18 protein-coding genes are annotated in these 23,888 nt (G+C 38.3%); 10 read left to right on the plus strand and 8 right to left on the minus strand.

What is annotated here, in order from left to right; all coding sequences use genetic code 11:
- Positions 1 to 38: 38 nt before the first annotated feature.
- Together pntB and pntA are read right to left on the minus strand one after the other, a co-directional pair.
- Positions 39 to 1,427, minus strand: a complete 1,389-nt coding sequence (gene pntB / locus ACWPW6_RS10160; protein ID WP_154622342.1) for a Re/Si-specific NAD(P)(+) transhydrogenase subunit beta — start codon at positions 1,425 to 1,427, stop codon at positions 39 to 41.
- A gap of 13 nt (positions 1,428 to 1,440) precedes the next feature.
- Positions 1,441 to 2,973, minus strand: a complete 1,533-nt coding sequence (gene pntA / locus ACWPW6_RS10165) for a Re/Si-specific NAD(P)(+) transhydrogenase subunit alpha (RefSeq protein ID WP_154622339.1) — start codon at positions 2,971 to 2,973, stop codon at positions 1,441 to 1,443.
- Between the two features lie 384 nt (positions 2,974 to 3,357).
- On the opposite strand from pntA, the gene ydgH reads away from it, so the two are divergent.
- The 6 genes from ydgH to ACWPW6_RS10195 all read left to right on the plus strand — a co-directional run bounded on the left by ydgH (position 3,358) and on the right by ACWPW6_RS10195 (position 11,153).
- Complete coding sequence (gene ydgH, locus ACWPW6_RS10170) at positions 3,358 to 4,308, plus strand: DUF1471 family protein YdgH (protein ID WP_154622340.1); 951 nt, start codon at positions 3,358 to 3,360, stop codon at positions 4,306 to 4,308.
- A 281-nt stretch (positions 4,309 to 4,589) separates the two neighbouring features.
- Positions 4,590 to 5,978, plus strand: coding sequence for an amino acid permease (locus ACWPW6_RS10175; protein WP_154622341.1), 1,389 nt, complete (start codon positions 4,590 to 4,592; stop codon positions 5,976 to 5,978).
- A gap of 501 nt (positions 5,979 to 6,479) precedes the next feature.
- A complete protein-coding gene (locus tag ACWPW6_RS10180) occupies positions 6,480 to 7,007 on the plus strand; it encodes a fimbrial protein (protein ID WP_154635546.1) in 528 nt (175 codons plus the stop codon).
- A 45-nt stretch (positions 7,008 to 7,052) separates the two neighbouring features.
- The gene (locus ACWPW6_RS10185) at positions 7,053 to 7,724 is read left to right on the plus strand and encodes a fimbrial biogenesis chaperone (protein WP_249998786.1); all 672 of its coding nucleotides are present in this window, start codon (positions 7,053 to 7,055) and stop codon (positions 7,722 to 7,724) included.
- 25 nt (positions 7,725 to 7,749) lie between these two features.
- Positions 7,750 to 10,185 carry a fimbria/pilus outer membrane usher protein gene (locus ACWPW6_RS10190; protein ID WP_257759853.1) on the plus strand — a complete coding sequence of 812 codons (2,436 nt, stop codon included), beginning with the start codon at positions 7,750 to 7,752 and terminating at the stop codon, positions 10,183 to 10,185.
- The gene (locus ACWPW6_RS10195) at positions 10,182 to 11,153 is read left to right on the plus strand and encodes a fimbrial protein (RefSeq protein WP_257759852.1); all 972 of its coding nucleotides are present in this window, start codon (positions 10,182 to 10,184) and stop codon (positions 11,151 to 11,153) included. The genes ACWPW6_RS10190 and ACWPW6_RS10195 overlap by 4 nt, the downstream gene beginning before the upstream one ends.
- 75 nt (positions 11,154 to 11,228) lie before the next feature.
- On the opposite strand, the gene hrpA is transcribed toward ACWPW6_RS10195, so the two are convergent.
- On the minus strand, positions 11,229 to 15,119 hold the full coding sequence (gene hrpA / locus ACWPW6_RS10200; RefSeq protein WP_249998790.1) for an ATP-dependent RNA helicase HrpA: 3,891 nt from the start codon (positions 15,117 to 15,119) through the stop codon (positions 11,229 to 11,231).
- Positions 15,120 to 15,343: 224 nt separating this feature from the next.
- On the opposite strand from hrpA, the gene ACWPW6_RS10205 reads away from it, so the two are divergent.
- Positions 15,344 to 15,943, plus strand: a complete 600-nt coding sequence (locus tag ACWPW6_RS10205) for an FMN-dependent NADH-azoreductase (RefSeq protein WP_249998792.1) — start codon at positions 15,344 to 15,346, stop codon at positions 15,941 to 15,943.
- A gap of 58 nt (positions 15,944 to 16,001) precedes the next feature.
- Here the strand turns inward: ACWPW6_RS10205 and ACWPW6_RS10210 are convergent, their stop codons facing one another.
- Genes ACWPW6_RS10210 through ACWPW6_RS10220 form a run of 3 tightly spaced genes read right to left on the minus strand, consistent with a single transcriptional unit; the run spans position 16,002 to position 19,140 of the window.
- Complete coding sequence (locus ACWPW6_RS10210; RefSeq protein ID WP_154624108.1) at positions 16,002 to 16,328, minus strand: YdbL family protein; 327 nt, start codon at positions 16,326 to 16,328, stop codon at positions 16,002 to 16,004.
- Positions 16,325 to 16,498 (minus strand): YnbE family lipoprotein, encoded by a 174-nt coding sequence (locus ACWPW6_RS10215; RefSeq protein ID WP_154624114.1) that lies wholly within the window; start codon positions 16,496 to 16,498, stop codon positions 16,325 to 16,327. Before ACWPW6_RS10215 ends, ACWPW6_RS10210 begins: the two co-directional genes overlap by 4 nt.
- A 50-nt stretch (positions 16,499 to 16,548) precedes the next feature.
- Complete coding sequence (locus ACWPW6_RS10220; RefSeq protein WP_249998794.1) at positions 16,549 to 19,140, minus strand: YdbH family protein; 2,592 nt, start codon at positions 19,138 to 19,140, stop codon at positions 16,549 to 16,551.
- 232 nt (positions 19,141 to 19,372) lie between these two features.
- Here ACWPW6_RS10220 and ACWPW6_RS10225 point away from each other — a divergent pair, with 232 nt between their 5' ends.
- Positions 19,373 to 20,371, plus strand: coding sequence for a 2-hydroxyacid dehydrogenase (locus tag ACWPW6_RS10225; protein ID WP_154624110.1), 999 nt, complete (start codon positions 19,373 to 19,375; stop codon positions 20,369 to 20,371).
- A gap of 15 nt (positions 20,372 to 20,386) precedes the next feature.
- The gene (locus ACWPW6_RS10230) at positions 20,387 to 20,824 is read left to right on the plus strand and encodes an META domain-containing protein (protein WP_154624111.1); all 438 of its coding nucleotides are present in this window, start codon (positions 20,387 to 20,389) and stop codon (positions 20,822 to 20,824) included.
- A gap of 102 nt (positions 20,825 to 20,926) precedes the next feature.
- Here ACWPW6_RS10230 and grxB read toward each other — a convergent pair whose 3' ends face one another.
- Complete coding sequence (gene grxB / locus ACWPW6_RS10235) at positions 20,927 to 21,565, minus strand: glutaredoxin 2 (RefSeq protein WP_163861841.1); 639 nt, start codon at positions 21,563 to 21,565, stop codon at positions 20,927 to 20,929.
- 1,232 nt (positions 21,566 to 22,797) lie between these two features.
- Here grxB and ACWPW6_RS10240 point away from each other — a divergent pair.
- Positions 22,798 to 23,112, plus strand: coding sequence for a helix-turn-helix domain-containing protein (locus ACWPW6_RS10240; RefSeq protein WP_154635557.1), 315 nt, complete (start codon positions 22,798 to 22,800; stop codon positions 23,110 to 23,112).
- 151 nt (positions 23,113 to 23,263) lie between these two features.
- Here ACWPW6_RS10240 and ACWPW6_RS10245 read toward each other — a convergent pair whose 3' ends face one another.
- Positions 23,264 to 23,881, minus strand: coding sequence for a fimbrial protein (locus ACWPW6_RS10245; protein WP_154635556.1), 618 nt, complete (start codon positions 23,879 to 23,881; stop codon positions 23,264 to 23,266).
- Positions 23,882 to 23,888 lie beyond the last annotated feature (7 nt).

Here is a 23,888-nt window from a genome sequence, read left to right on the forward strand (position 1 = left end):
AAAGCTCTGTCATATGACAGAGCTTTTTGTTTTATAGATTATAGTGCTTTTAAAATAGCATCAACGCTGGCTTTTGCATCACCGAATAGCATTTGTGTATTGTCTTTGAAGAATAATGGGTTTTGCACACCGGCATAACCTGTATTCATCGAACGTTTAAAAACAATCACATTATTTGCCTTCCAAACTTCCAATACAGGCATACCTGCGATTGGACTATTTGGATCCTCTTGTGCTGCTGGGTTTACCGTATCATTAGCGCCAATAACCAATACAGTATCGGTATCAGAGAAATCATCATTGATTTCATCCATTTCCAACACGATATCATAAGGAACTTTAGCTTCAGCTAATAGAACGTTCATATGGCCCGGTAAGCGTCCAGCCACGGGGTGAATCCCAAAGCGTACATTAATACCACGCTCACGTAACTTAGCAGTAATATCGTGAACGGGATATTGTGCTTGAGCCACCGCTAAGCCATAGCCTGGGGTGATAATGACTGAGGTAGAATTCTTCAGTAACTCAGCCACTTCTTCCGCGGTTGTTTCACGGTATTCTCCCATTTCCTCTTCACTACCCGTTGAAGAGCCATCTGTGCCAAAGCCGCCGGCTATCACGCTAAAGAAAGAACGGTTCATTGCTTTACACATAATATAAGACAGAATTGCCCCTGATGAACCAACTAAAGCACCCGTCACAATCAGCAAGTCATTGCTTAGCATAAATCCAGCCGCTGCCGCTGCCCAACCTGAATAAGAGTTCAACATTGAGACAACCACCGGCATATCAGCGCCACCAATGGAAGCGACTAAATGCCAACCAAATGCTAATGCAATGACAGTCATAATTAGCATGGTAAATACTTGCAGGCCAACACTGCTTGTCTTAACAAAGATCACTAACAAAATAAATGAAACAACAAGAGCTGCTAAGTTCAATTTATGGCGATTTGGCAACATCATTGGTTTTGATGAGATCTTACCTGAAAGCTTACCATACGCGACGATGGAACCTGTGAATGTCACTGCACCGATAAAAATACCCAGGAAAACTTCTGTCAAATGAATGTTTTCCATAACGGCATCCATATGACCTTCGCTCGCAATGAAACTATTGAAACCAACTAACACCGCCGCTAAGCCCACAAAACTATGCAAGATAGCCACTAGCTCTGGCATTTCAGTCATTTCAACTTTTTTGGCTAAGCGGATGCCAATTACAGCACCGATCACCATTGCAACAATCATCCAACCGATATTGGCGCTATCTGGCCCCAAAATGGTGGCAAGTAACGCGATTGCCATACCCGCAATACCATAGGTATTACCACGCTGAGAACTTTCGTGCCGCGATAAACCCGCAAGGCTAAATATAAATAGGATAGCAGCAACAATGTAAGCCGCTGTCACAATTCCACTTGACAACATAAGTTACCCCTTATCCTTTACGAAACATTTTTAACATGCGTTGGGTAACAGTAAACCCACCGAAAATGTTGATACTGGCAATCAATATTGCAATGAAGGATAAAAAGCCAACCCATCCCCCAGAGCCTATCTGTAGTACCGCGCCAACAACAATAATGCCCGAAATCGCATTAGTTACAGACATTAACGGAGTATGCAGCGCATGTGTAACATTCCAAACAACGTAATACCCCACCACACACGCGAGAGCAAAAACCGTAAAGTGTGATAAAAACTCTTTCGGTGCAGAATTAGCAAACCAACCAAACAAAATAATGGCTAATGCCATTAAGCCGTATTTCACTGCCGGCGACATTTTCTTCTTCTCTGGCGCCTTTTGTTTTTCTGGCGTCTTAGGTTTCGCCTGCGGCTGAGCAGATACTTGAATGGGAGGAGCCGGCCAAGTAATTTCACCCTGTTTAATCACCGTCACGCCACGGATCACGACATCATCAAAATCAATGTTGATTTCACCGTTCTTTTCTTTGCACAATAACTTCATTAAATTAACAAGGTTAGTACCGTACAATTGCGACGATTGAGTCGGTAGGCGGCTAGGTAAATCAGTATAACCAATGATTTTGACGCCATTATCCGTTACAACCAGCTGATCAGCTTGGGTTAGCTCACAGTTCCCACCGGTTTGCGCGGCTAAATCAACAATCACACTGCCCGGCTTCATGGATTCAACCATTTCTTTAGTGATCAATTTTGGAGCAGGACGTCCTGGGATTAAGGCTGTTGTAACAATAATGTCAACTTCTCGAGCTTGTGCAGCAAATAACGCCATTTCAGCTTTAATAAAAGCTTCCGACATCACTTTTGCATAGCCATCACCACTTCCGGCCTCTTCCTTGAAATCTAACTCAAGAAATTCAGCCCCCATACTTTGCACTTGCTCTTTTACTTCTGGTCGAGTATCGAATGCCCGTACGATCGCTCCCAAACTACCAGCAGCACCAATTGCGGCTAAACCAGCGACACCCGCACCGATAATCATGACTTTTGCTGGAGGGACCTTACCAGCGGCAGTAATTTGCCCTGTAAAAAAGCGCCCAAATTCATGCGCGGCTTCTACAATTGCACGATAACCGGCAATATTTGCCATTGAGCTCAACGCATCGAGTGACTGTGCGCGGGAAATACGCGGTACCGCATCCATTGCTAACACATTGATATTTTTTGCCTTTAAGGCATCCATCAACTCAGCATTTTGAGCTGGCCAAATAAAACTGACGAGCGTTGTACCTTCTTTAAATAAAGGAATCTCATCGTCTAATGGCGCATTTACTTTAAAAACAATGTCAGCAGAGAATGCGGTGTCACGATCAACAATCTCTGCACCAGCTTGTTCATAAGCCACATCATCAAAACTCGCTAAATGCCCTGCATCCTTTTCGATACAAACACTGAAACCTAACTTAAGTAGCTGAGTTACAGTCGAAGGTGTAGCAGCAACACGAGCTTCATTGGCAAGTCGTTCTCTTGGTATACCAATACGCATAATGTTCCCTTTTTAAAGCTAAAGTTATGTTGTATTTATTAAGCTTACTAAAAATTGTTCATTCTTTAATGGAATAGTCCGATTTTTAGCTAAAACGGTTTTGTCTTGTTCTAATAACCTACTGAAAATAACCTTCTTGATCCATAATTGATCGCTATTCTTAGACAGTAAATGGAATTCACAGTGAAAATCTTAGTTTTAGGTCAATAAAATACTGGATAGCACAAAAAATCTGGTAATTATGACTAGTCAATGAATATTTATTTCTTACAAAAAATAAAATAATGAGACAACTTGATTGGTTACGTGTAATAATCACGGTCATGTGATACAACTAAGATTCAGCACTTTTAAAATAAATTGCGCAAGTCGGAAGGATTTTGTATGAAGCTGAAAACTACGGCCATCGCAGCCGCGGTGTTATCATTAACTAGTATTACTGCTACACAGGCAGCTGTTGAGCTGACGCCTAAACAGGCTGAAGAGTTAAAACCTTATGAGCGCATAACAGTGACTGGGCGCTTTAATGCTATTTATGAAGCATCCGATGCCGTCTCACGTAGGGCTGATAAATTAGGCGCTTATGCTTTTTATATCCAAAGCCTTGATGATGTGGGTGATAGCGGTAATATGCGCGTTGTCGCAGACCTTTACCAAAAAGATGCCAAAGCAGTAGAAGAAAGTAAACGTCGTGTATTTGGTGGCATTGAAGAAATGTCTAAAACCGATGCTGCACAGTATGAGCCATTTGATGCCGTTACCGTCAGTGGTTTTTACCCTTCTCAACCTGACCTTTATGAAGCGATTGCTAAAAAAGCGTCAGAAAAAGGTGCCGCTTCGTTCTACGTAGTACGTAATATCGCCGTTAACGATGGTGGCAATACGCTCGCTACTGCTTATATTTACAAAAAAGATGCGCCTAAACGTCAAGTTCAACTGGAAGAAGCCGTTGTACCTGCTGACTCAGAAGCGGGTAAAGCTCTTTTAGCTGAAGGTGGAGAAGCGGCTAAAAAAGTACGCATTCCAGGCGTGGCTTCTTCAGAGGAGCCTACCGTAGCTGTAGGTCGATTCTTTGAAACGTCAAGCAGTGCACCAGGTAAAACAAGCGTTACATTACCTAGTGGTTACGTTATTGAAGAAGTTAACAAGGTTGCCGCTGCACAAATGGTGCCTTTTGATTCGATCACTTTCTCTGGCTATTACACCAACACACCAGAGGTTCGTTATCAAATAGCAAAACGTGCTGAAGCCAAAGGCGCAAAATACTTCCATATCACTCGTGAATGGCAGTCGAATGGCGGTAGCGTAACAATCAGTGCTGACCTATTTAAATAATTAACTAAGTTAAATTAGTTAACCGAAAGCCAGCTTTAATTAAGCTGGCTTTTTTTATTTGAACCAGCCCATTTTCTGTTATGGCATCATTGAATAAAAATCTTACAAATCTGCATAGTTTTCCATTGCATAACAATCATTTCATTCGTAGAATCCCCCTCACTTTATCAAAGTAACAGATAAACAATCTGCAATTTAAAATTATGCCAGCTTAAATGAATATGCAAATTGTAGATTTAACGTTATTTTAACTTTTGATTGTAGAATAACTAGGACATACATTGAAACATACACTCAGTCTTACTGCACTCACTGCCTTGGTGCTCAGCTCAATGGTGGGTGCTGGTGTCTTTAGCCTTCCTCAAAATATGGCTGAAGTTGCTAGCCCGTTAGCCCTGATCATTGGATGGTCTATCACGGGCATTGGTATTTTATTTTTAGCGTTCTCATTGCTACTACTTTCTCGTATACGCCCTGATTTGGATGGTGGTATTTTTACCTATGCAAAAGAGGGATTCGGTGAGCTGATTGGTTTTTGTTCTGCATGGGGATATTGGCTTTGTGCTGTTGTTGCTAACGTATCCTACTTAGTTATTGTTTTTGCCGCTATTAGCTTTTTTACCGACACTCCTGATAACATCATTTTCGGTGATGGTAATACTTGGCAAGCCTTAATTGGAGAATCTATCCTACTATGGGTGGTTCACTACTTAGTATTGCGTGGAGTGCAAACAGCAGCGGGTATCAATAAACTTGCTACGATGGCTAAACTTATCCCATTGGGGCTATTTATTATTTTAGCCTTTATCGCATTTAAACTTGATATTTTTGATGCTGACTTTACGGGTATTTCGCTTGAATTACCTGTTTGGCAACAAGTTAAAGATACTATGCTCATCACATTATGGGTCTTTATTGGTATCGAAGGAGCTGTCGTCGTTTCTGCTCGCGCTAAAAATCGTCGCGATGTTGGTTTAGCAACCGTGTTTGCAGTTAGTTCCGCACTTATCATCTACATATTGGTTACCCTGCTCTCACTGGGCATTATGCCTAGAGCTGAGCTAGCCGAAATCAAAAACCCGTCCATGGCCAGTTTAATGGTGAGTTTAATCGGTTCGAGTGGTGAAATTATTATTGCTGCGGGGCTAATTATTTCTGTTTGTGGAGCATATCTCAGTTGGACAATTATGGCCGCCGAAGTCCCTTATATTGCGGCACAGTACCAATCGTTTCCAAAAATATTTAATAAGCTTAATAAGAATGATGCCCCTTCTTCTTCTTTGTGGCTAACGAATGGTGCTGTACAACTCTCATTGATACTCATTTGGCTAAGTGGTAGCAATTACAATACATTATTGACGATTGCTTCTGAGATGATCCTAGTTCCTTATTTTTTAGTGGGGGCTTTTTTAATAAAAGTCGCGATACAACGCCATAGCAAAGCCCTATTAATGGTTGGATTTATTGCCAGTGTTTACGGTCTTTGGTTATTGTATGCATCGGGTCTTATCAACCTTATGTTATCGGTTGTGTTATATGCTCCAGGTATATTTGTTTTTTGGTATGCCCGAGCACAACAATCAAAACAAGCCCCACTGAATAAGATCGAAAAACTCCTTGCCCTCGCCATCGTTGCAGCTGCGATTCCAGCAACGTATTACCTATTCTAGCGCTGTTTATCAATCACTACATTGGATGTGTAATTGACGCCAATGTAGTGGCATTTGCTATTGTCTTACGGGTTAACTTCTCGTTCTTATCAACATCTCACCCCTCAACGCCTCAATTTTTGATCAAACACCTTTAGACTGTTTTATGAAACGGTTGTACATGCACTGTTGTCGCATTAGGTCAGTATTTTTCACACAGTATGTTGTAACTAAATCGATTGAAAAGATAACCAAGTTATTATTGATATACATAACATTCATACTCTTTTGTTGATTGCCATAAGCTAAACACTAGTAGATAAAACTACTAGCTACGTTAGTTATATATTTTGATAGCAAAAAATAGCTGTTAAAAACCTCAAAACAGATAAAAAAATCCCATATTCGGCATCTATAAAATTACCTCTTTTTCACAAAAAAAATCTATTTATTATATTCCGCTCAATCACAGCGGTTAATATTGACAAAAGTTAAATAACACATCATTCACAAGGTTATATAATGAATAGCATCTTAAAATTTCTATTAATTATTTTATTTTTTAATCATTCAATTTCTTTTTCAGCTGATGGTGAAATCAAGTTTATTGGCAGCATAATACCCACAGCTTGTTCAGTTGATACTAATTCTATTAATAAAGTCGTGAATATGGGGAAAATCTCAGTTGCTTCCTTTAATCATAAAAATAGTGTTGCAGCAGCAACACCATTTAGAATAACACTGTCTAACTGCCCTACTGATTATAAAAAGATTCAATTTAAATTTGATGGGAAAAGTGATAACGCGAATCCAACCTTATTAGGGTTATCACCAAACACCACATCAACACCCGCCACCGGTATCGCAATAGCACTTTATGAAGAGAATAGCGTTCGTCGTATACCATTAAATGGCGGCAGCCAATTTAAAGAAGTGACATCGAGTAAGACTGTTGAAATGAATTTTGTTGCAAAATATATTGCCACGAGTGAACAAGTTACTCCTGGTTCAGCCGATGCACTCGCGCATTTTAGTATTATCTATCAATAGACAGAGGACAAGGGAGAGGCGGAATTTCCTCTCTCCCTAACTATTATGAAAAAAATAGTTCTATTATTATTGTTATTATCCTTTCATGCTTATGCAGGTGTCATTATTAATGGTACTCGTTTTATATATAAAGAAAACGAGAGAGAGTTATCTTTATCTATGGAAAATCCTGAAGAGAAAACAACTTATTTGATTCAATCATGGATTGAAAAAGAGAGTCAACGTTCTAATGACTTTATTATCACACCACCTTTATTTAAGCTTAAGCCATTATCTTTAAATAAACTAAGGATTATTAACGTTAAGCCATCAAACCATGAAGATAGAGAAACTCTATATTGGCTCCATATTAAATCTCTTCCCGCCCTACATGAAAATAGGGAAAATACTTTACAAATCATTGTTAAATCAAGTTTTAAACTGTTTTATCGACCGGAATCATTAACAGAAAACTCAGAAGCTGCATTTAAAAAAATAAACTTTCACTACCAAAATCAGCGCCTCATAGCGAAAAACCCTACAGGCTATTATATTACACTTCGAGAACTACGCTTGAATGATACGGAGATCCCTGAACCTGGAATGATAGCTCCTTTTAGTCAACTTTCTTGGAAAGTTCCATCATCGAAAACCAATACCGTATTTTGGAGTGTATTGAATGACTATGGTGGAAAAACACAATTAACTTCACAAGTGCTATCTATCAATGATGAATAAAAATAAAAATTTACTGGTTATTTTCATGTTGTTTTCATCTTATTCTCACTCCGATAGTTTCAATTTAGATGCACTTGATAATTATCATAACATTCACGACATTGAAAATATCATACTAAACTTAGATCATCAGCCAGCTGGCATATATTCGGTTGACCTGATTGTCAATAATGTAAGGTTATTGACATCTAACATTGCCTTTAAATATATTGAAGACCAATTAACGCCCATATTCAATAAGGAACAGTTAATAAAAATTGGGTTAAACAAGCAAACATTAAATCAAATGGAATTTAATGATAATGGTGAGCTAACCGATAAACTCTCTAAGATCATAATCGGTTACTCTTATTATTTTGATTTCAATCACTTGACACTAGAATTGAATATTCCAAAACATTTTCTAGACAAAGATGAAAAGGAATTGAACTCACAAGATTCATGGAGTGATGGGATAACCTCCGCCTTTATCGATTATCACTTATTAGGAAGCCATAACTCAAGCAAATACATTGAAGATAATTTCAACTTGTCACTTATGAATGGTTTTAATTATTTAGGGTGGCGACTAAGAAACCACTTTAATTATTCCTCACCACAAAGAGAATGGGAATATTATAATACAACATTATCTTACCCGATTAGAAATTTAAAAAGTCAATTAACACTTGGTGAATATTACCTAACTTCTTCTTTTTTTATCCCCTTTTCATTCAAAGGATTTTCTCTCTCAAATGATGAGTTAATGTATCCTGAATATGATGCTTATTACTCTCCGGTTTTGCAGGGGATTAACCATAGCCCTGCCCAAGTGACCGTAAAACAAAATAATATCATTATTTTTAATGATTATTTACCTGCGGGGCCCTTTATGCTAAATAAACTCAAGCCACTTAGCCCTAAAGGCATTTTAGATGTGATTATTACTGAAAGTAATGGAACTATTCGGCAATATCAGTACCCGTTTTCCTCATCACTCGTCATGATTAAGCAAGGTCAGTTTCGGTATGCGATAAATAGTGGTTCAGTGAGCCATCAACAATCCACTTCATCACCTTATTTTCTCCATGGAGAAATGAAATATGGCCTTAATAATCATATTACTGTCTATGGCGGTTCTATTTTTTCACAACCGTTTAAATCTTTTCTACTCGGAAGTTCTTTTTCTATTGGTCGTTTCGGTAATATTAATATCAATTGGACACAAAACCAGAGTGTAAATAATAGTTCAAATAATTATCAGCTAGAATATACCAACTTAATATCCTCTACAGGAACTAACATTACATTCGGTATTCATTGGATAAATAATCCTAAGTTACGTCTAATGACAGATATATTTGAAAAAGAAACCGCCACCACGCCTTCCCATCCTCAACGAGGATTAAAAATACATTTATCTCAAAGCTTAGGTTTTTTGGGGAATTTATTATTATCGGCATCACAACAGCGAGTTATGCAAAATAATACCCAACAATGGAGCTATAACATCAACTATTCTGGGAATTTAAACGAGTATCATTTTAATCTGAATTGCCAGTCGAATTACTCCATGACTGAACATAAACCAGAGTATGTATTTTCTGCATCAATGATTATTCCGATCAATGCTTGGCTGCCAAATACATATTTTAGTTATCAGGCACAACATTCACCAAACAACTATCAGAATCGACAAGCCACACTCACAGGCGCTATTCTTAATGATGATTTGATCTCCTATACACTTCAACATAACCAATTTACTGAACGATGCTGTTCATCTTCGGGAAATCAATCAGAAACTCGCTTTTACACTCAATATCATCATAATAAGTTTTTTTTAAATGCTGGGTACGGCTACAAACAAGATCATCAATTCCATTATGGTCTTCGTAGTTCAATTGTGGCTCATCCTTACGGTGTCACTTTCACACCGAGTCGTGGTGAAACCGCTGCTTTACTTATCGTGCCTGACACTAAAGATGTTCGTTTAGATACGCATCTCAATGTACGCACCGATAGCAAAGGACATGCGATTATCAATCAACTACAACCTTATCGACGTAATCACTTCGTCATTGATACCCTTACTTTGCCTTTAGATGCGGAAATTGAAACCAATTTTCAATCCACCTTACCCACTAAAGGTGCTTTGGTCGCCGTACACTTTCCTGTCAAACGTGGTAAACGCGTATTTTTTACTATTCAATTGGATGATGAAAAATTAGCGCCATTTGGTGCTATCGCGAGCCAAGTCACCAAAGTCGGCGATAGCAGCCACAATGATGTTAATGTGGGTATTATCAATGATGTGGGGCAAGTATATTTAAGTGGATTAGAAACAAGAGGCACAATTAAACTGAAATGGGGAGAACGCCAATCACAGCAATGTGAATTTCATTATCAATTATTAGCATCATATCAACAGCAAGGCTTTTATCATGTTCCCGTAGTTTGTCAACGCAAGGAAGCTTTATGATGACATTCATTTTTCGTTCGTTATGTTTCTACTACATTTTAATGGTTCATACTGCCCACGCATCTCAATGCCAATATGTTGCCAATTTTACACCACATCATACTATTTTATCTTTGGGTTCTATTATGGTGCCCCACCGGCTCGCTGTGGGTTCCGTTATTCGAGAACTCACTGTAAATGAAATCGATAACTACCCTATTATGGTCGAATGCCCTTCACCTGCCTCTGCTCAGTGGGGAAATAGCTTATTCACACTTTCATCCGAACACGATAATACTCTTTATCAAACGAATATTGATGGTATTGGTCTTCGTTTTATCCCGTTAGAACAGACTTTTGGCCGAGATAGGCTCCCTTTAGTTAATCAATCACCCTATTCATGTCATACGAGTAACTATCGTTATCGTTACTGTGGTAGTGCGCTCAAAGGGATCCGTATTCAACTAATAAAAACAAAAAGTATCGTTGGCTCAGGAGAATTAAGCACAGACCAGCTTATTGAAGCCTCTATCGGTAATTTGCCCGTGCAAAGTTACCGCTTTGTTAATACAAAAATTATGACCCCAAGCTGTGAATTCGTTGAAAAACATAAACGAGTCAAAATGAATAAAGTTAAACAACGTCAATTTCAGGGCATTGGGAGTCACTCAACACCCGTACCTTTTTATTTAACTTTGAACTGTAGCGGTAAAACGTCTGTTGGTATTATTCTTAGAGGCCGTTCTAGTCACTATGCTGATAATTCAGTGATTGCTTTAGATAAAAGACCAGACAGTGCCCAAGGAATTGGCCTGCGCATTCGCTTTCAAGGAGAAGCGCTGCCCCTCAATCAAATTTTTCAGTTAGGTACCAGCTTTAACCGAGAGGCTTATGCTGTGTATTTTGATGCTCAATATGTTCAAACTCAAGCATCTGTTCGTGCCGGAAAGGCCAATGCGACTGCAACATTACAGATTGTATATCCCTAAACTTTTTCACATTAAAAGCCCCCACCATAAAAATGACGGGGGCTATCTGTTTTTCGATTTAGTTACTCACTCAATTCACAATGATTGACTTAAATTTTCCATTGACTGAATGATCCGTTTATCTGAAATTGGATATGGCGTTCCCAATTGCTGAGCAAATAAACTAATGCGTAGTTCTTCTATCATCCAGCGGATCTCTTGTACTTCTGGTAGGTTTTGCTGTATTGGCGTTAATTTGGCCTTCCACTGTTGCCACATAGTCGTCACATGCTCAATTTTACTCATTTGGGCGCGATCTCTATTCGGATCAACCGCTAATTTTTCTAGTCGACGTTCAATACCATTTAAATAACGTAATACATCGGGAAGTCGCTTCCAACCATGCTCAGTAACAAAGCCTTTAAAGACTAAATGCGACATTTGTCCTTTAATATCTGAAAGTGCCATCGCCATGGCAAAATCGACCCGTCCCTTCAAACGCTTGTTAATCGCAAATACGGCGGTTAATATCTGTTCGACTTGTTTAGCTATTTGTACAACTGCATCATTGAGTTCTGCGCGCACAAAATCTTGCAGCTTACTAAACTCATTTTCGGTCCAAACTGGGCCACCATATGTTGCAATCAGTTGGTCAACCCCACAAGCAATACAGTCATCGATTAACTCTAATACTTTCCCATATGGATTAAAATACAAGCCAAGCTTCGACTTATTGGGAAGTTTTTCGTGTAAATATTTTATGGGGGATGGGATATTCAGTAGCAGTAACCGACGCACACCCGACCACATCGCTTGTTGTTGTTCAAACTCAGTTTCAAAAACACGGATCCCTACACTGCCCCTTTCATCCACTAAAGCAGGGTAAGCTTTTACGGAATAACCGCCTCGTTTTTGCTCGTAGCGTTGCGGTAGCTCCCCAAAACTCCAGATATGCAGGCCACTTTGCTCGATTCCATCATCAACGACTTCAGAAAGTGTTTCTTGAACCTTCGCTTTTAAACTCTTTTTCAGTGCATCAAGGTCTTGACCTTCAGCGATCGTTTTGTTTTTCTCGCCAACCACACGGAATGTCATTTTTAAATGAACAGGTAATTGTTCTAACTGCCAAGCATCACGTTCAACAGTAACCCCTGTCATTCGACGTAATTCGCGTTCTAACTTGTCGAGCAAACTCCCATCAGGCGTAGGAACGCGTTCTAAAAATGCCGCGGCATAATTAGGAGCAGGAACAAAGTTACGACGTATTGGTTTAGGTAATGATTTGATCAACGCAATAATTAATTCCTGACGTAAACCGGGAACTTGCCAATCAAAACCGATGTTCTGTACTTGGTTTAAAATCGCTAATGGAATATGAACTGTCACTCCATCTGCATCAGTACCTGGCTCGAACTGATAACTGAGGCGAAATTTAAGTTCGCCTTGATGCCAGTAATTCGGGTAATCCAGTAATGAAACATGTGTCGCATCTTGTTTGATCAACATGTTTTTCTCAAAATTCAGTAAATCTGGTTGCTGTTTAGAAGCAACTTTCCACCACTTATCAAAGTGACGAGCAGATATCACATCATTTGGGATGCGTTGGTCATAAAATGCAAATAAGGTTTCATCATCAACCAATATGTCACGGCGTCGAGATTTATGTTCTAAATCTTCGACTTCTGCCAATAACTTACGGTTTTCTCTAAAAAACGCATGGCGTGTCCCCCAATCGCCTTCAACCAGTGCGTGTCGAATAAACAATTCTCGGCATAATAATGGGTCGATTTTGCCATAATTCACTTGGCGAGCAGCGACAATTGGTAAGCCATACAAAGTCACCTTTTCCGATGCCATAACGGCACCTTGTGACTTAGACCAATGAGGCTCACTGTAATGATATTTAACAAGGTGTTCAGCTAACGGTTCAATCCATTCAGGTTCAATCGCCGCAGCCACTCGACCCCATAATTTAGAGGTTTCAACCAATTCGGCGACCATCGTCCATTTAGGGGGTTTTTTAAATAATCCAGAGCCAGGAAAGAGGGTAAACCGTGCATTTCTTGCGCCCGTAAACTCGGTTTTTTCTACATCTTTTTGACCAATATGAGATAACAGTCCAGAAAGTAATGCCGTATGAATTCCGCGATAGTCTGCTGCAACGCTATTGATAGGAAAACCCTGTTCTTTGACGACTTGTCGCAGTTGAGTGTAAAGATCTTGCCATTCACGAATACGTAAATAATTCAAGAAATCTTGACGGCACATTTTTCTAAATTGTGAATTTGATAAGGTTTTTTGCTGCTCTTTTAGATAATCCCATAAATTAAGGAAGGCTAAAAAATCAGATTGCTTATCATGGAAACGGCGATGTTTTTCATCAGAAGCTTGCTGCTTATCTAATGGGCGTTCGCGAGGATCTTGAATCGACAATGCTGAAACAATCACCATTGCTTCTCGAACAGCGCCTTGTTTACGAGCCTCAATCACCATTCTCGCTAAACGAGGATCAACGGGTAATTGCGCTAACTGCCGACCAATATCCGTCAGTGTATAGCCTCGTTCTGTTTGTTGATGCTCTTTAATAGCGCCAAGTTCTTCTAATAATTTAACGCCATCCTGAATATTACGTTTGTCAGGGGGCTCAACAAATGGAAATGCGCTAATATCCCCCAAACCAATTGAGGTCATTTGTAAAATAACCGAAGCTAAATTAGTCCGTAAAATTTCAGGGTCAGTAAATTCTGGTCGACTCAAAAAGTCTTCTTCAGAATATAATCGAATACAAATACCATCCGATACACGACCACAACGACCTTTACGTTGATTCGCTGAAGCTTGAGAAATTGGCTCAACAGGTAAACGCTGTACTTTTGTTCTATAACTGTAACGACTTATCCGTGCATAACCAGTATCAATAACATATTTAATACCTGGAACTGTTAAAGATGTTTCGGCAACATTGGTCGCTAATATAATTCGCCGCCCACCATGTGGATGGAATATACGATTTTGCTCACTATTGGATAACCTTGCGAACAACGGCAAAATCTCTGTATGGCGTAACTGTAGTTTTGACAACGCATCGGCCGTATCACGGATCTCACGTTCGCCACTCATAAAGATCAAGATATCCCCTGAACTTTCCTGCCCCAGTTCATTTACCGCATCTATAATTCCATCAAGTTGATCTCGGTCACTATCATTGTCATTCCCTATGATAGGTCGGTAACGGACTTCAACTGGATAGGTTCTACCTGAGACCTCAATAATAGGTGCCTGATTGAAGTGACGTGAAAAACGTTCAGGATCAATAGTTGCAGAAGTGATGATGACTTTGAGGTCGGGACGTTTTGGCAATAATTGGCGAAGGTAACCTAAAATAAAATCAATATTTAAGCTGCGTTCGTGAGCTTCATCGATAATGATCGTATCATATTGTAGTAATAGCTTATCGTTCTGTAATTCTGCGAGTAAAATACCATCAGTCATTAATTTAACTTGAGTATTATCACCGACTTGGTCACTAAAACGAACTTTATAACCTACCGTTGTGCCGATTTCACTCTCTAATTCTTGTGCTAAACGTGTTGCTACCGCTCGCGCTGCTAAACGTCTAGGCTGAGTATGACCGATAAACCCTAACACACCTCGCCCTAACTCTAGACAAATTTTGGGGATCTGCGTGGTTTTACCTGAGCCTGTTTCACCTGCGATAATAACCACTTGATGCTGTTTTATCGCATCATAAATCTGTTGTTTTTTCTGGCTAACCGGTAAATTTTCTGGATATACGATCTTTGGTGGATTGAGCTGCTTATTCGCAATTTTTTGTTTAGCAACGTCAATATCCGCTTTTATCGCCTCGAGTACCGCCATTCGTGACTTATCATCACGAATCTTGGCGATACTATGAAGACGCTTTTTTAGTAACCATTGGTCACGTAATGAAGTTTGTCCAATATCAGCTTCGAGAGCTGTCAGCATGGATGTCACTTTGTCAGTCCTTATAATTTTGTTTATGCATAACCTAAAATAGACACGCTCAAACGGCAACAAAACTGAGGCCATTTTTTGTTAATGTTTAGCGCTCAGTTATCAACAGTTTTTTTGACATACTTTATCTGATTTTCTTTCTTTTAAAGGTCATCTATATCTGTATGATAATTAATGAAGTAATTTCAATGCGTTCTATGTTCTAAGGTTAAATAATGAAAAAAGTATTATTGTTGAAATCAAGTATTCTGGCAGACTATTCACACAGCAACAAAATGGCAGACTACTTTATTGAACAGTGGCAAGGGAAAAATCCGGCTGATAGCATAACTGTCCGTGATCTTGTCAGCAACCCAATTCCAGCAATGGATGCCGAAATTTTAGCAGCTTTCTCACCCGGCGACAGCAAAACTGCACAACAAGAAGCACATTTGGCACTGTCTAACCAGCTTATTAATGAAATAAGACAACATGATGTTGTGGTTATCACTGCGCCTATGTACAACTTTACTGTTCCTTCTCACTTAAAAAATTACTTTGATTTTATTGCAAGATCAGGGGAAACCTTCAAGTACACTGAACAAGGCTCTGTGGGATTACTAGAAAATAAACGAGCTATCGTGCTAACCAGTCGTGGCGGAATTTATAAAGATACCCCCTCTGACATTATGGTTCCTTTTTTAACGCTATTCCTTAATTTTATCGGTATTCAAGATATCGAATTTATCTTTGCAGAAGGAACGGCATTAGGTGCCGAGTCGGCTGAAAAAGCGCAACAACATGCCCGCCAATGCATAGACAAGGTTATTGCGTAACCTTATCGCACTCGATGTGTATCAAAATAGTATGCGTACAACGTTTATTTTGCGCATACTACTTTTTCTTTAGCCATTGACCGTTAATACCACGAACATACTCTCCACTATCTGCACGCTCTACTAGCTTTTGCCCTGCAATTTTACCGACATCCCGTGTTTGTAAGTTATTTTTCTTAGCTATCTCACTGTATTTAATTTCTCGTTCATGGTTTATTTGAGCAACCAATTTATCTGCTGTCGCATTATTCGTATCAACGACCGCTAAATAGCCCGATAATGTCTCACCCACTAACCCTTGTTTTTTAGCTTGCTCAACAGTTAATGCCACGGCTGAAAAAACAAACACACAAGAGAGTATCAACGCTGGGAAAATGGCTTTCATTTCGCCTCCACCTTACCAAAAAGGTCACTATTTTCTTTGAGTAAGTCTTCAACTTGCCTATCTGCTTTGATTTGTATCTCGTGCTCTATTTTTACATTCATATTGATATTAATGGGTTTATCTGGTGTAGCAACTTCAACCCTCAAACACCCTGTTAGCATCATTAACATTAATGTGAATAGACTTGCGCTTATTATTTTCACAGTGAGTCCTTATTCCTTTAGAGATTTTTTTCTAACCACTCTTCTAAATTACTGCCGAAACGTAGGCTACGCCACAATTGAAAAATGTTCTCTTCATGTGTGTAGTTTAAGTGAACTTCTCTTTTTTTCGCCTCTTGAGAGTTAAAACCTTGAATAATGGTTTTCATCGTTAAGAGGCCTAAATTAGTAATATTGACATCTGTTCGGCTGCGAGAAATTTCTAAATACTGTAACCATCCTATCGCTGAACCCGCTGAAATATTATCGGCTTTTATCGATTCAACAAATTGTGTATCAAGACGCAATGCTAATGGGCCACTGTTTTCCAACCAACCATTTTTAACAATCCACTCAGGATTATTAAGATAAAAAGGTAATTCACCATTCACCTTACCTGAAGCGGCAAACTGAGTGACTTTCAGTATGGTGAATAATCGACTCAATTCAATTTGGTGTAGTCTGATTGTTGCTGGTTGCTTTTGTGGCCAACGCAATAAATCAAGATGCACCTCACCACCTAATAGATTAAATCCAACATTGCTGAGTTTTAAAGGTAAAGCGTCTGTAGGTGGATAAGTTCCTGATAAATCGGCTCGAATATCAGTCAGTTCGAATAGATTATTTAATTGTTTTATACGCAATTTGACTGCTGATTTCTCACCTAATGTCCAAGTGCTGTTTTCCAATTTCCAGGGTAAAACAAAGTTTAACCCACTAATCTCACCATCTTTGAGCCACAAACCTGTGTTTTCTACGCGCCAGTGCCCACCAGAAACAAAGCCTGTTGTTAAGCCAATAGAAAATGCCGCTTGTGAAAAGAGTTTCCCTTCTCGCAATGTCATTCCAAGATCATTTGGGATTAACGTTTGAAATGCACTCACAGATTGTTCAGGCCAACGCGCTCGACCTCTAAAACGTTCACCATCCCAACGGCTAAAGATAACAATTGGCCCAACGTCTTTGGTACTCAGGTCCGCTTTTAATTGAAAATCAGCGGGTGATTTACCTGCAATGGCGGCATTTACCGTGATTTTAGGTAAATAACTCGCTGCACCAAATTGCATCCGATCACTTGTCAGCTGCAATTGCCCTTGCAAATTTTCTTTATTTGCATCACGCTGCCATAACAGCGGCTTGGTTAATATAAGACGTGTTGCAGTCATGGAAAGCAAGCCATATCTTATCTGATCAAAGCCCGTATTTAAGGTATTTAAGGTAATTAACGTATCCTGCCAACTGCCTTGGCCTTTAATATCCCAACGTGCTGCCAATGCTGGTAATTGTGCATTTCCCCAATAGTTCCAAAACCATTTGCCTTTATCGACCGTAAACTTATTCGCCTGACCATCAAGATGGATGGCAAAATTTCCCCAATATTGCTCTTTGACTTTTAAAATAGCTTGTAATCTGCCGGAAATCCCCTCAGCACTTAATGAAGTCCCTGCTAGCGGCAAACGAGCTTCTTGCAATAACAATGTAGGTGAAACTCGGCCATAAGCTCTTAACAACGAGCCTGGAAGAAATGACATTGATGGGGAGACTAATTGCCCTGAGATACGTGATGGTAAATGAATATCCAGCACCATATCGTGATATTTTAATTGGCCATTAAGATTAAAATGAATATCTGCATCTAATAGGTTAATTTTATTTTCAGGTAAACTGAGCACTAAGTTAGCTTTACCTTTTTGCGCCTCGGTCATCATATTCATTCGGCCACTGATCACCATCTCATTTAGGCCCAACTGCCAATTGGCGACTTGTAATGAAATAGCGCCATGAAATGGAATACCACTTTCTTCCCACTGCCAACGGCCTTCCGTTATATTAATAACCTGAGGAGCAACTCTCCAAGGCAAATGGGTAATTTCTTGCCCTGTCTGCTTGTCAAACACAGAAAACGTCCCTTGTGCGCCTTCCCATTGAAGCCTGGCATACAGCTGCTTTTGTGGTTGAGATAAGGTAAATTCCGTTGCTAAGCTGCCTTTAGCAGGAAGGTCTTCAGTGGTTAACGGTAAATTTAACTCGCCATTTAAATCGATACGCTGTTCTTGGTCGGGTAATTGGATTGAGAATTGCTCAACGACTAATTGACTATCTGAGGTGATATAAGTAGATAACAATAACTTATCGCCTCGGAGGTTTAATGCTAACGGTTTTTCTCCGTTACGGTGTAACCAAATACTCGCTTGGTATTCTTCCCATGGCGATATTTTTGCCTTTTCGATGACTACCGAAAAATCGGGTAAACTCTCCAACAGCGCAACAATTTCGATGGGGGAGTCATCCTTTTTTGCCGTTGTTGTGGGTAGCTGGCTTAAACACTGATTATCTTCAGTCAATTCATTCATTGTTAAATGCAATGGAAAAATAGAAAAACGGCTCTCTTTAGCATCAAACCACAAACAGTCCCCTGCTTTCAATTGTAGAGTATTTATCAATAATTGATCGTCTTGAAATACGGGCTGACTTAATGAAAAAGTCACATTTTCAGGTAGATAGGCTTTTGCAACAATAGGAAGCCAGCGGGTGATAGTCACCCATAAAATAGATAAGAACAAAAAGCAGCCTATAACGCTTACTAGTAGTATTTTAAGAGCCCTTTTCATCAAACTGCTTCCTTGTTTTACCTATATCAATGACGAGTGTTGGTTCTGATCAAGGTCGTTTTATCTATAAACGACTATAATGGCATATTAAAAGTTAATCGAGGGTTGCTTTCGGTATTTTTTTGGTGATTTACAGCAACAATTATCTTATTCTGACCTAAGTTCTTGGTAGCCACTTTTTCGCTACCCTTTTATTTTGGTTCCTAACGAAATAGTACACGGAGTTCCTTAGATGAAAATCGTTTCTTACAGTACTAAACAGTATGATCGCAAACATATGGATCAAGTCAATCAAGGATCCGGGTTTGATTTTAATATCGAATACTTTGATTTTCCATTAACAGTACAGACCGCTAAAAATGCGATTGGTGCCGACGCGGTATGTATTTTTGTTAATGATGATGCTAGCCGAGAAGTGTTAGAAGAACTTGCAGCACTTAACATTCGTATTCTTGCGCTACGTTGCGCAGGGTTTAACAATGTCGACCTAGTCGCTGCCGAAGAGCTCGGCATTCAGGTAGTAAGGGTACCCGCTTATTCACCAGAAGCGGTTGCAGAACATTCCGTTGGCATGATGTTATGCCTAAATCGTAGGATCCATCGTGCTTATCAACGTACTCGAGATGCCAACTTTTCTTTAGAGGGCTTAACGGGTTTTAACATGCATAACCGGACTGCGGGCATAATAGGTACAGGCAAAATAGGTCAAGCTGCTCTACGCATTCTTAAAGGTTTCGGGATGCGTCTACTCGCCTATGACCCTTACCCAAATCAAGTTGTGCTTGATTTGGGTGCTGAATATGTCGATTTAGATACGCTATATAAAAATTCTGACATCATTTCCCTACACTGTCCGCTAACACCCGAAAACCATCATCTACTGGATGAAAATGCCTTCAGTAAGATGAAAAACGGTGTCATGATCATCAATACTAGTCGTGGTGCTCTGATTGACTCAGTTGCCGCAATTAACGCCTTAAAAGCACAAAAAATTGGTTCTCTTGGTATGGATGTTTATGAAAATGAGCGAGATCTATTTTTTGAAGATAAGTCTAACGATGTCATTCAGGATGATATTTTCCGCCGCCTCTCATCATGTCATAACGTCCTATTTACCGGCCATCAAGCCTTTTTAACTGAAGAAGCGCTGACAAGTATCAGCGAAACAACATTAGGAAATATCCGCCAACTTAATAATGGTGAAAATTGTCCTAACATTGTAAAAGCCTAATTGAGCCAAATGATAATGAAACGGATAATTCCTTTAACATTGCTTGGTTTATTATTGGCGGCTTGCCAGACGCAGAATGTCAGTGCTGATAATAATGATAATGTCACCGAGCAACAGTTAATACACCATAATTTCGTGCTGACAGAAATAGATGGGAAACCTATTATTGATAAAATCAGCGTTCCTAGCCTTTCTTTCGGCGAAAAAATGTTTGTATCAGCCACAATGTGTAATGATTTTCATGGAATGGGTCGAATCAACAAATCAACCCTCATGGTAAAACATTTATCTAAAACAGAACTGGAGTGCGTTGACGAAGACTTATCAAAATGGGATTCGTTAATTAACCGAATGTTAACGGATGGTGCAGACATTTCATTCAGTGATAAAAAGTTGACCCTAACGCAAGGTAGATACAAGCTTGTTTATACACTCAAAGACTATATGAATTAGTCTCTACCGTCTTGTTTATTGTATATACATATAAATCCCATTATTTTATTAATAATGGGATTTTTTATGCTTAATAAAGCCTGTTCGCGATTATTAGCGTTCTTATTTAGCTTGGTCAAATAACAAGCTGACACCCGTTATCTGTGAAATATTCTTCATATAGTTCAATATCACTGTACTAAAGGGTATGTCATTCACGATAGACAAACTGCGTAATACAGGGAATATGAAAATATCATCCATAACGTTTTCATTTTTACGATTTTCTAACCATACGTCTAAGGCATCCATATGTGGCTCAAGTTCAACAATTAACGTATGCGTTTCTTTCAATAGAATGCTTAAATCGCCAAAAGCTTTCTCTTCTCGTTCAATATATGCTGCCCTTGCTTCTGGCGTATTTAACTCAGGAAAATCAGCTTGCGTAAAACGTGGTACAACGAGTTTAAAGACCGTTTCTGATACTGTTTGATACCATTTCTCTATTTCGGGAGAAACCGTAACTTGAGTCATTTTAGGCTCGGATAATTGATCAACATAATGAACAATATCTAAACTTTCAGGTAGATAGTTACCGTCATCTTTTTCTAGAATAGGTAACATCTTACGACCGATCATTTTGGTCGGAGTGGCTTTGTCGTCCTCCATCAGGAAGATTTGCTCAACATTGATTTTTTTAAAACCGAAAATCATTCGGGCTCTAACACAAAATGGGCAATGATCGTAAAGATAGAGTTTCATAATGGGAACCTCTTTGGTTGATGGGTGTAATCCTATCGCTTATAACGACAGTATAGTGAATGAATTCTATGTGACAAAGTTATAAAACTTGTTATTAGCTATAGGATCAACCTTAAATATGTTTTAATTCTCATTGAGGTTCTTTTATTTACAAGCAGCCCGCTATAAGCACTCTTATTCTTCATCCTTAAAAGGTTGCTTTTTGTTACAATTAGCAGCAATTTATAGCGAGTCGCTCCAACTCCCCCATTATCAACACTTCTCATGCGAATAATATCGATATAAATAACTGAAATTATACTAAAGTTAGGTTTATTAGACTATAGAATGGGAAAATATCAGAGTAGAGTATCAACAAACTTGATTAGAAATGTATGTTTACATATTGCACCATTTTTAGCATATCAGTTCGGTTATACTAAAAGTCTAAATGCATATTCATTGATAGAGTTTTATAATTCATTATGACAAACTTGCTTTCACCTAGCATTTTTACATTTCTCGTTATCTTTTTAATCTCTTTAGGAGTTTATGATGAACTTCTTTATATCTTACATTTTTTTATCATTAAAATGTAAGTAATATTCCATACCTCTTTATAAGTAAAATGTAATTAGCAAATTGATTTTAAAATAAATATGAAACGCTGATACGTTAAAAATGTTTACCCGTACTGCTTACTCCCCTCACCCATTAATTTTTATAATCTTTTATCGATTAACATTACATTGTTACATCTCTTAATAATAAGTACATTTACTCAAAATAATATTTCCATCACTATAATTTAAAATGGAATTCAAAATTAATATCTATTTATTTAATATTGAATCATTATTTTTTATATTTAAACACTAAATAACTCATACTGAGATAAAAAAACAACTTAATTTGACACTCTAATTAAGAGTATCTATTTTTGAGAAAAATAATAACACTGTATTATTATATATATAACATTTAGTACCCATACAAAGATCATGTATTTATTCTATTAAAAATTCATTATATTAACCATAACAACATGTCTATACCCTCTTCATATGGATACTGCCATTAATTTATTGTCTGTTTAATCCTATAGTACCTAGCGTTAACAATATTAAAAATAATAAAATAAAAATATTAAATATGTGACAATTAATTGTTTGTTTACCATTTAATATATTGTATAATTTTACAATGCATTTAGCATTTATTCTACTATCCCTTTATCAATCGAGGGTGCCAACATGGACATTCATTATTTTATTGGAATTAAAATAAAAGCGCGGCGAAAAGAATTAGGTTTTTCCGGTTCTGATTTAGCCAAGAAATTAAATATAAGCCAACAGCAAATATCTCGCTATGAGAATGGAATCAATAAAATACCTCTAAATCATTTGGTTAGCATAGCAATTGTATTGAAGTGCCCTATAGACTGGTTCTTTCAAGGTTGTATAATTGATGAGGATGACTCAATTCAAGATAAGAATATAAACATAAAGAACCAAGAATTAAAATATGCCGCAGAAAGTGTTATTGTTCATAGCAAAAATGTTATCTGATACTCTGCTATTTTTATTATTACACTCATGATACCTCTACAGCTCAATAATAGTAACACTGTAAATTAACCTTTTAAAAAGGACAAAAAAAAATAACATAGCCCATTAACTGCTATGTTATTTTTTTATTTGATTTTATAAAATTAAATTGTTAGTTATACTGTATTTCGTACGTTGCATAGCTTGCCATTAATCCAGTGGTCACTTCACTCGCATTCTCAGCAGTATAACCAATATAATATTGGAAGATGGCGTCTTTATTGTCTGATATTTTCGGTGTCACTTTCAATTGTTCAGGATCCGCAGGAATAATTTTATTATCCGCATCTAAAATGGTGCTGTTATTGATGGATAATGCAAAGTTAATATTCTTTGCACCATCAACTAGCATATTTTTCAGTAATCCCGCTGTTTCAAAGTTTGTTTTCGGCACCAAATAACCATCAGCCCAAGTGACACTCAGCTTATTAAGATCAGCATCAACAACTTCACCATTATGTTCCACAGATTGACACTGCGATAACTTGATAGTGAACATTTTAGATTTTAAATACGCACCACCTGCACTATTGTTGATTTCCATCAGTGAGATGGGAGCAAGATAGATATTGGCATCACTTCCTTGATCATTCACTGAGACTTTACAGGAAACATCAACAACTCTCCCCGCAAAAGATACCTTTCCTTCGTCATAATTTGTTTCAAAAGTGGGTAATGCATTTGCATAACCTACCACTGAAAAAAGTATCGGCATTATCCAGTTTTTCATTGGGATC

This window comes from Providencia sp. Marseille-Q8014, assembly GCF_965112055.1.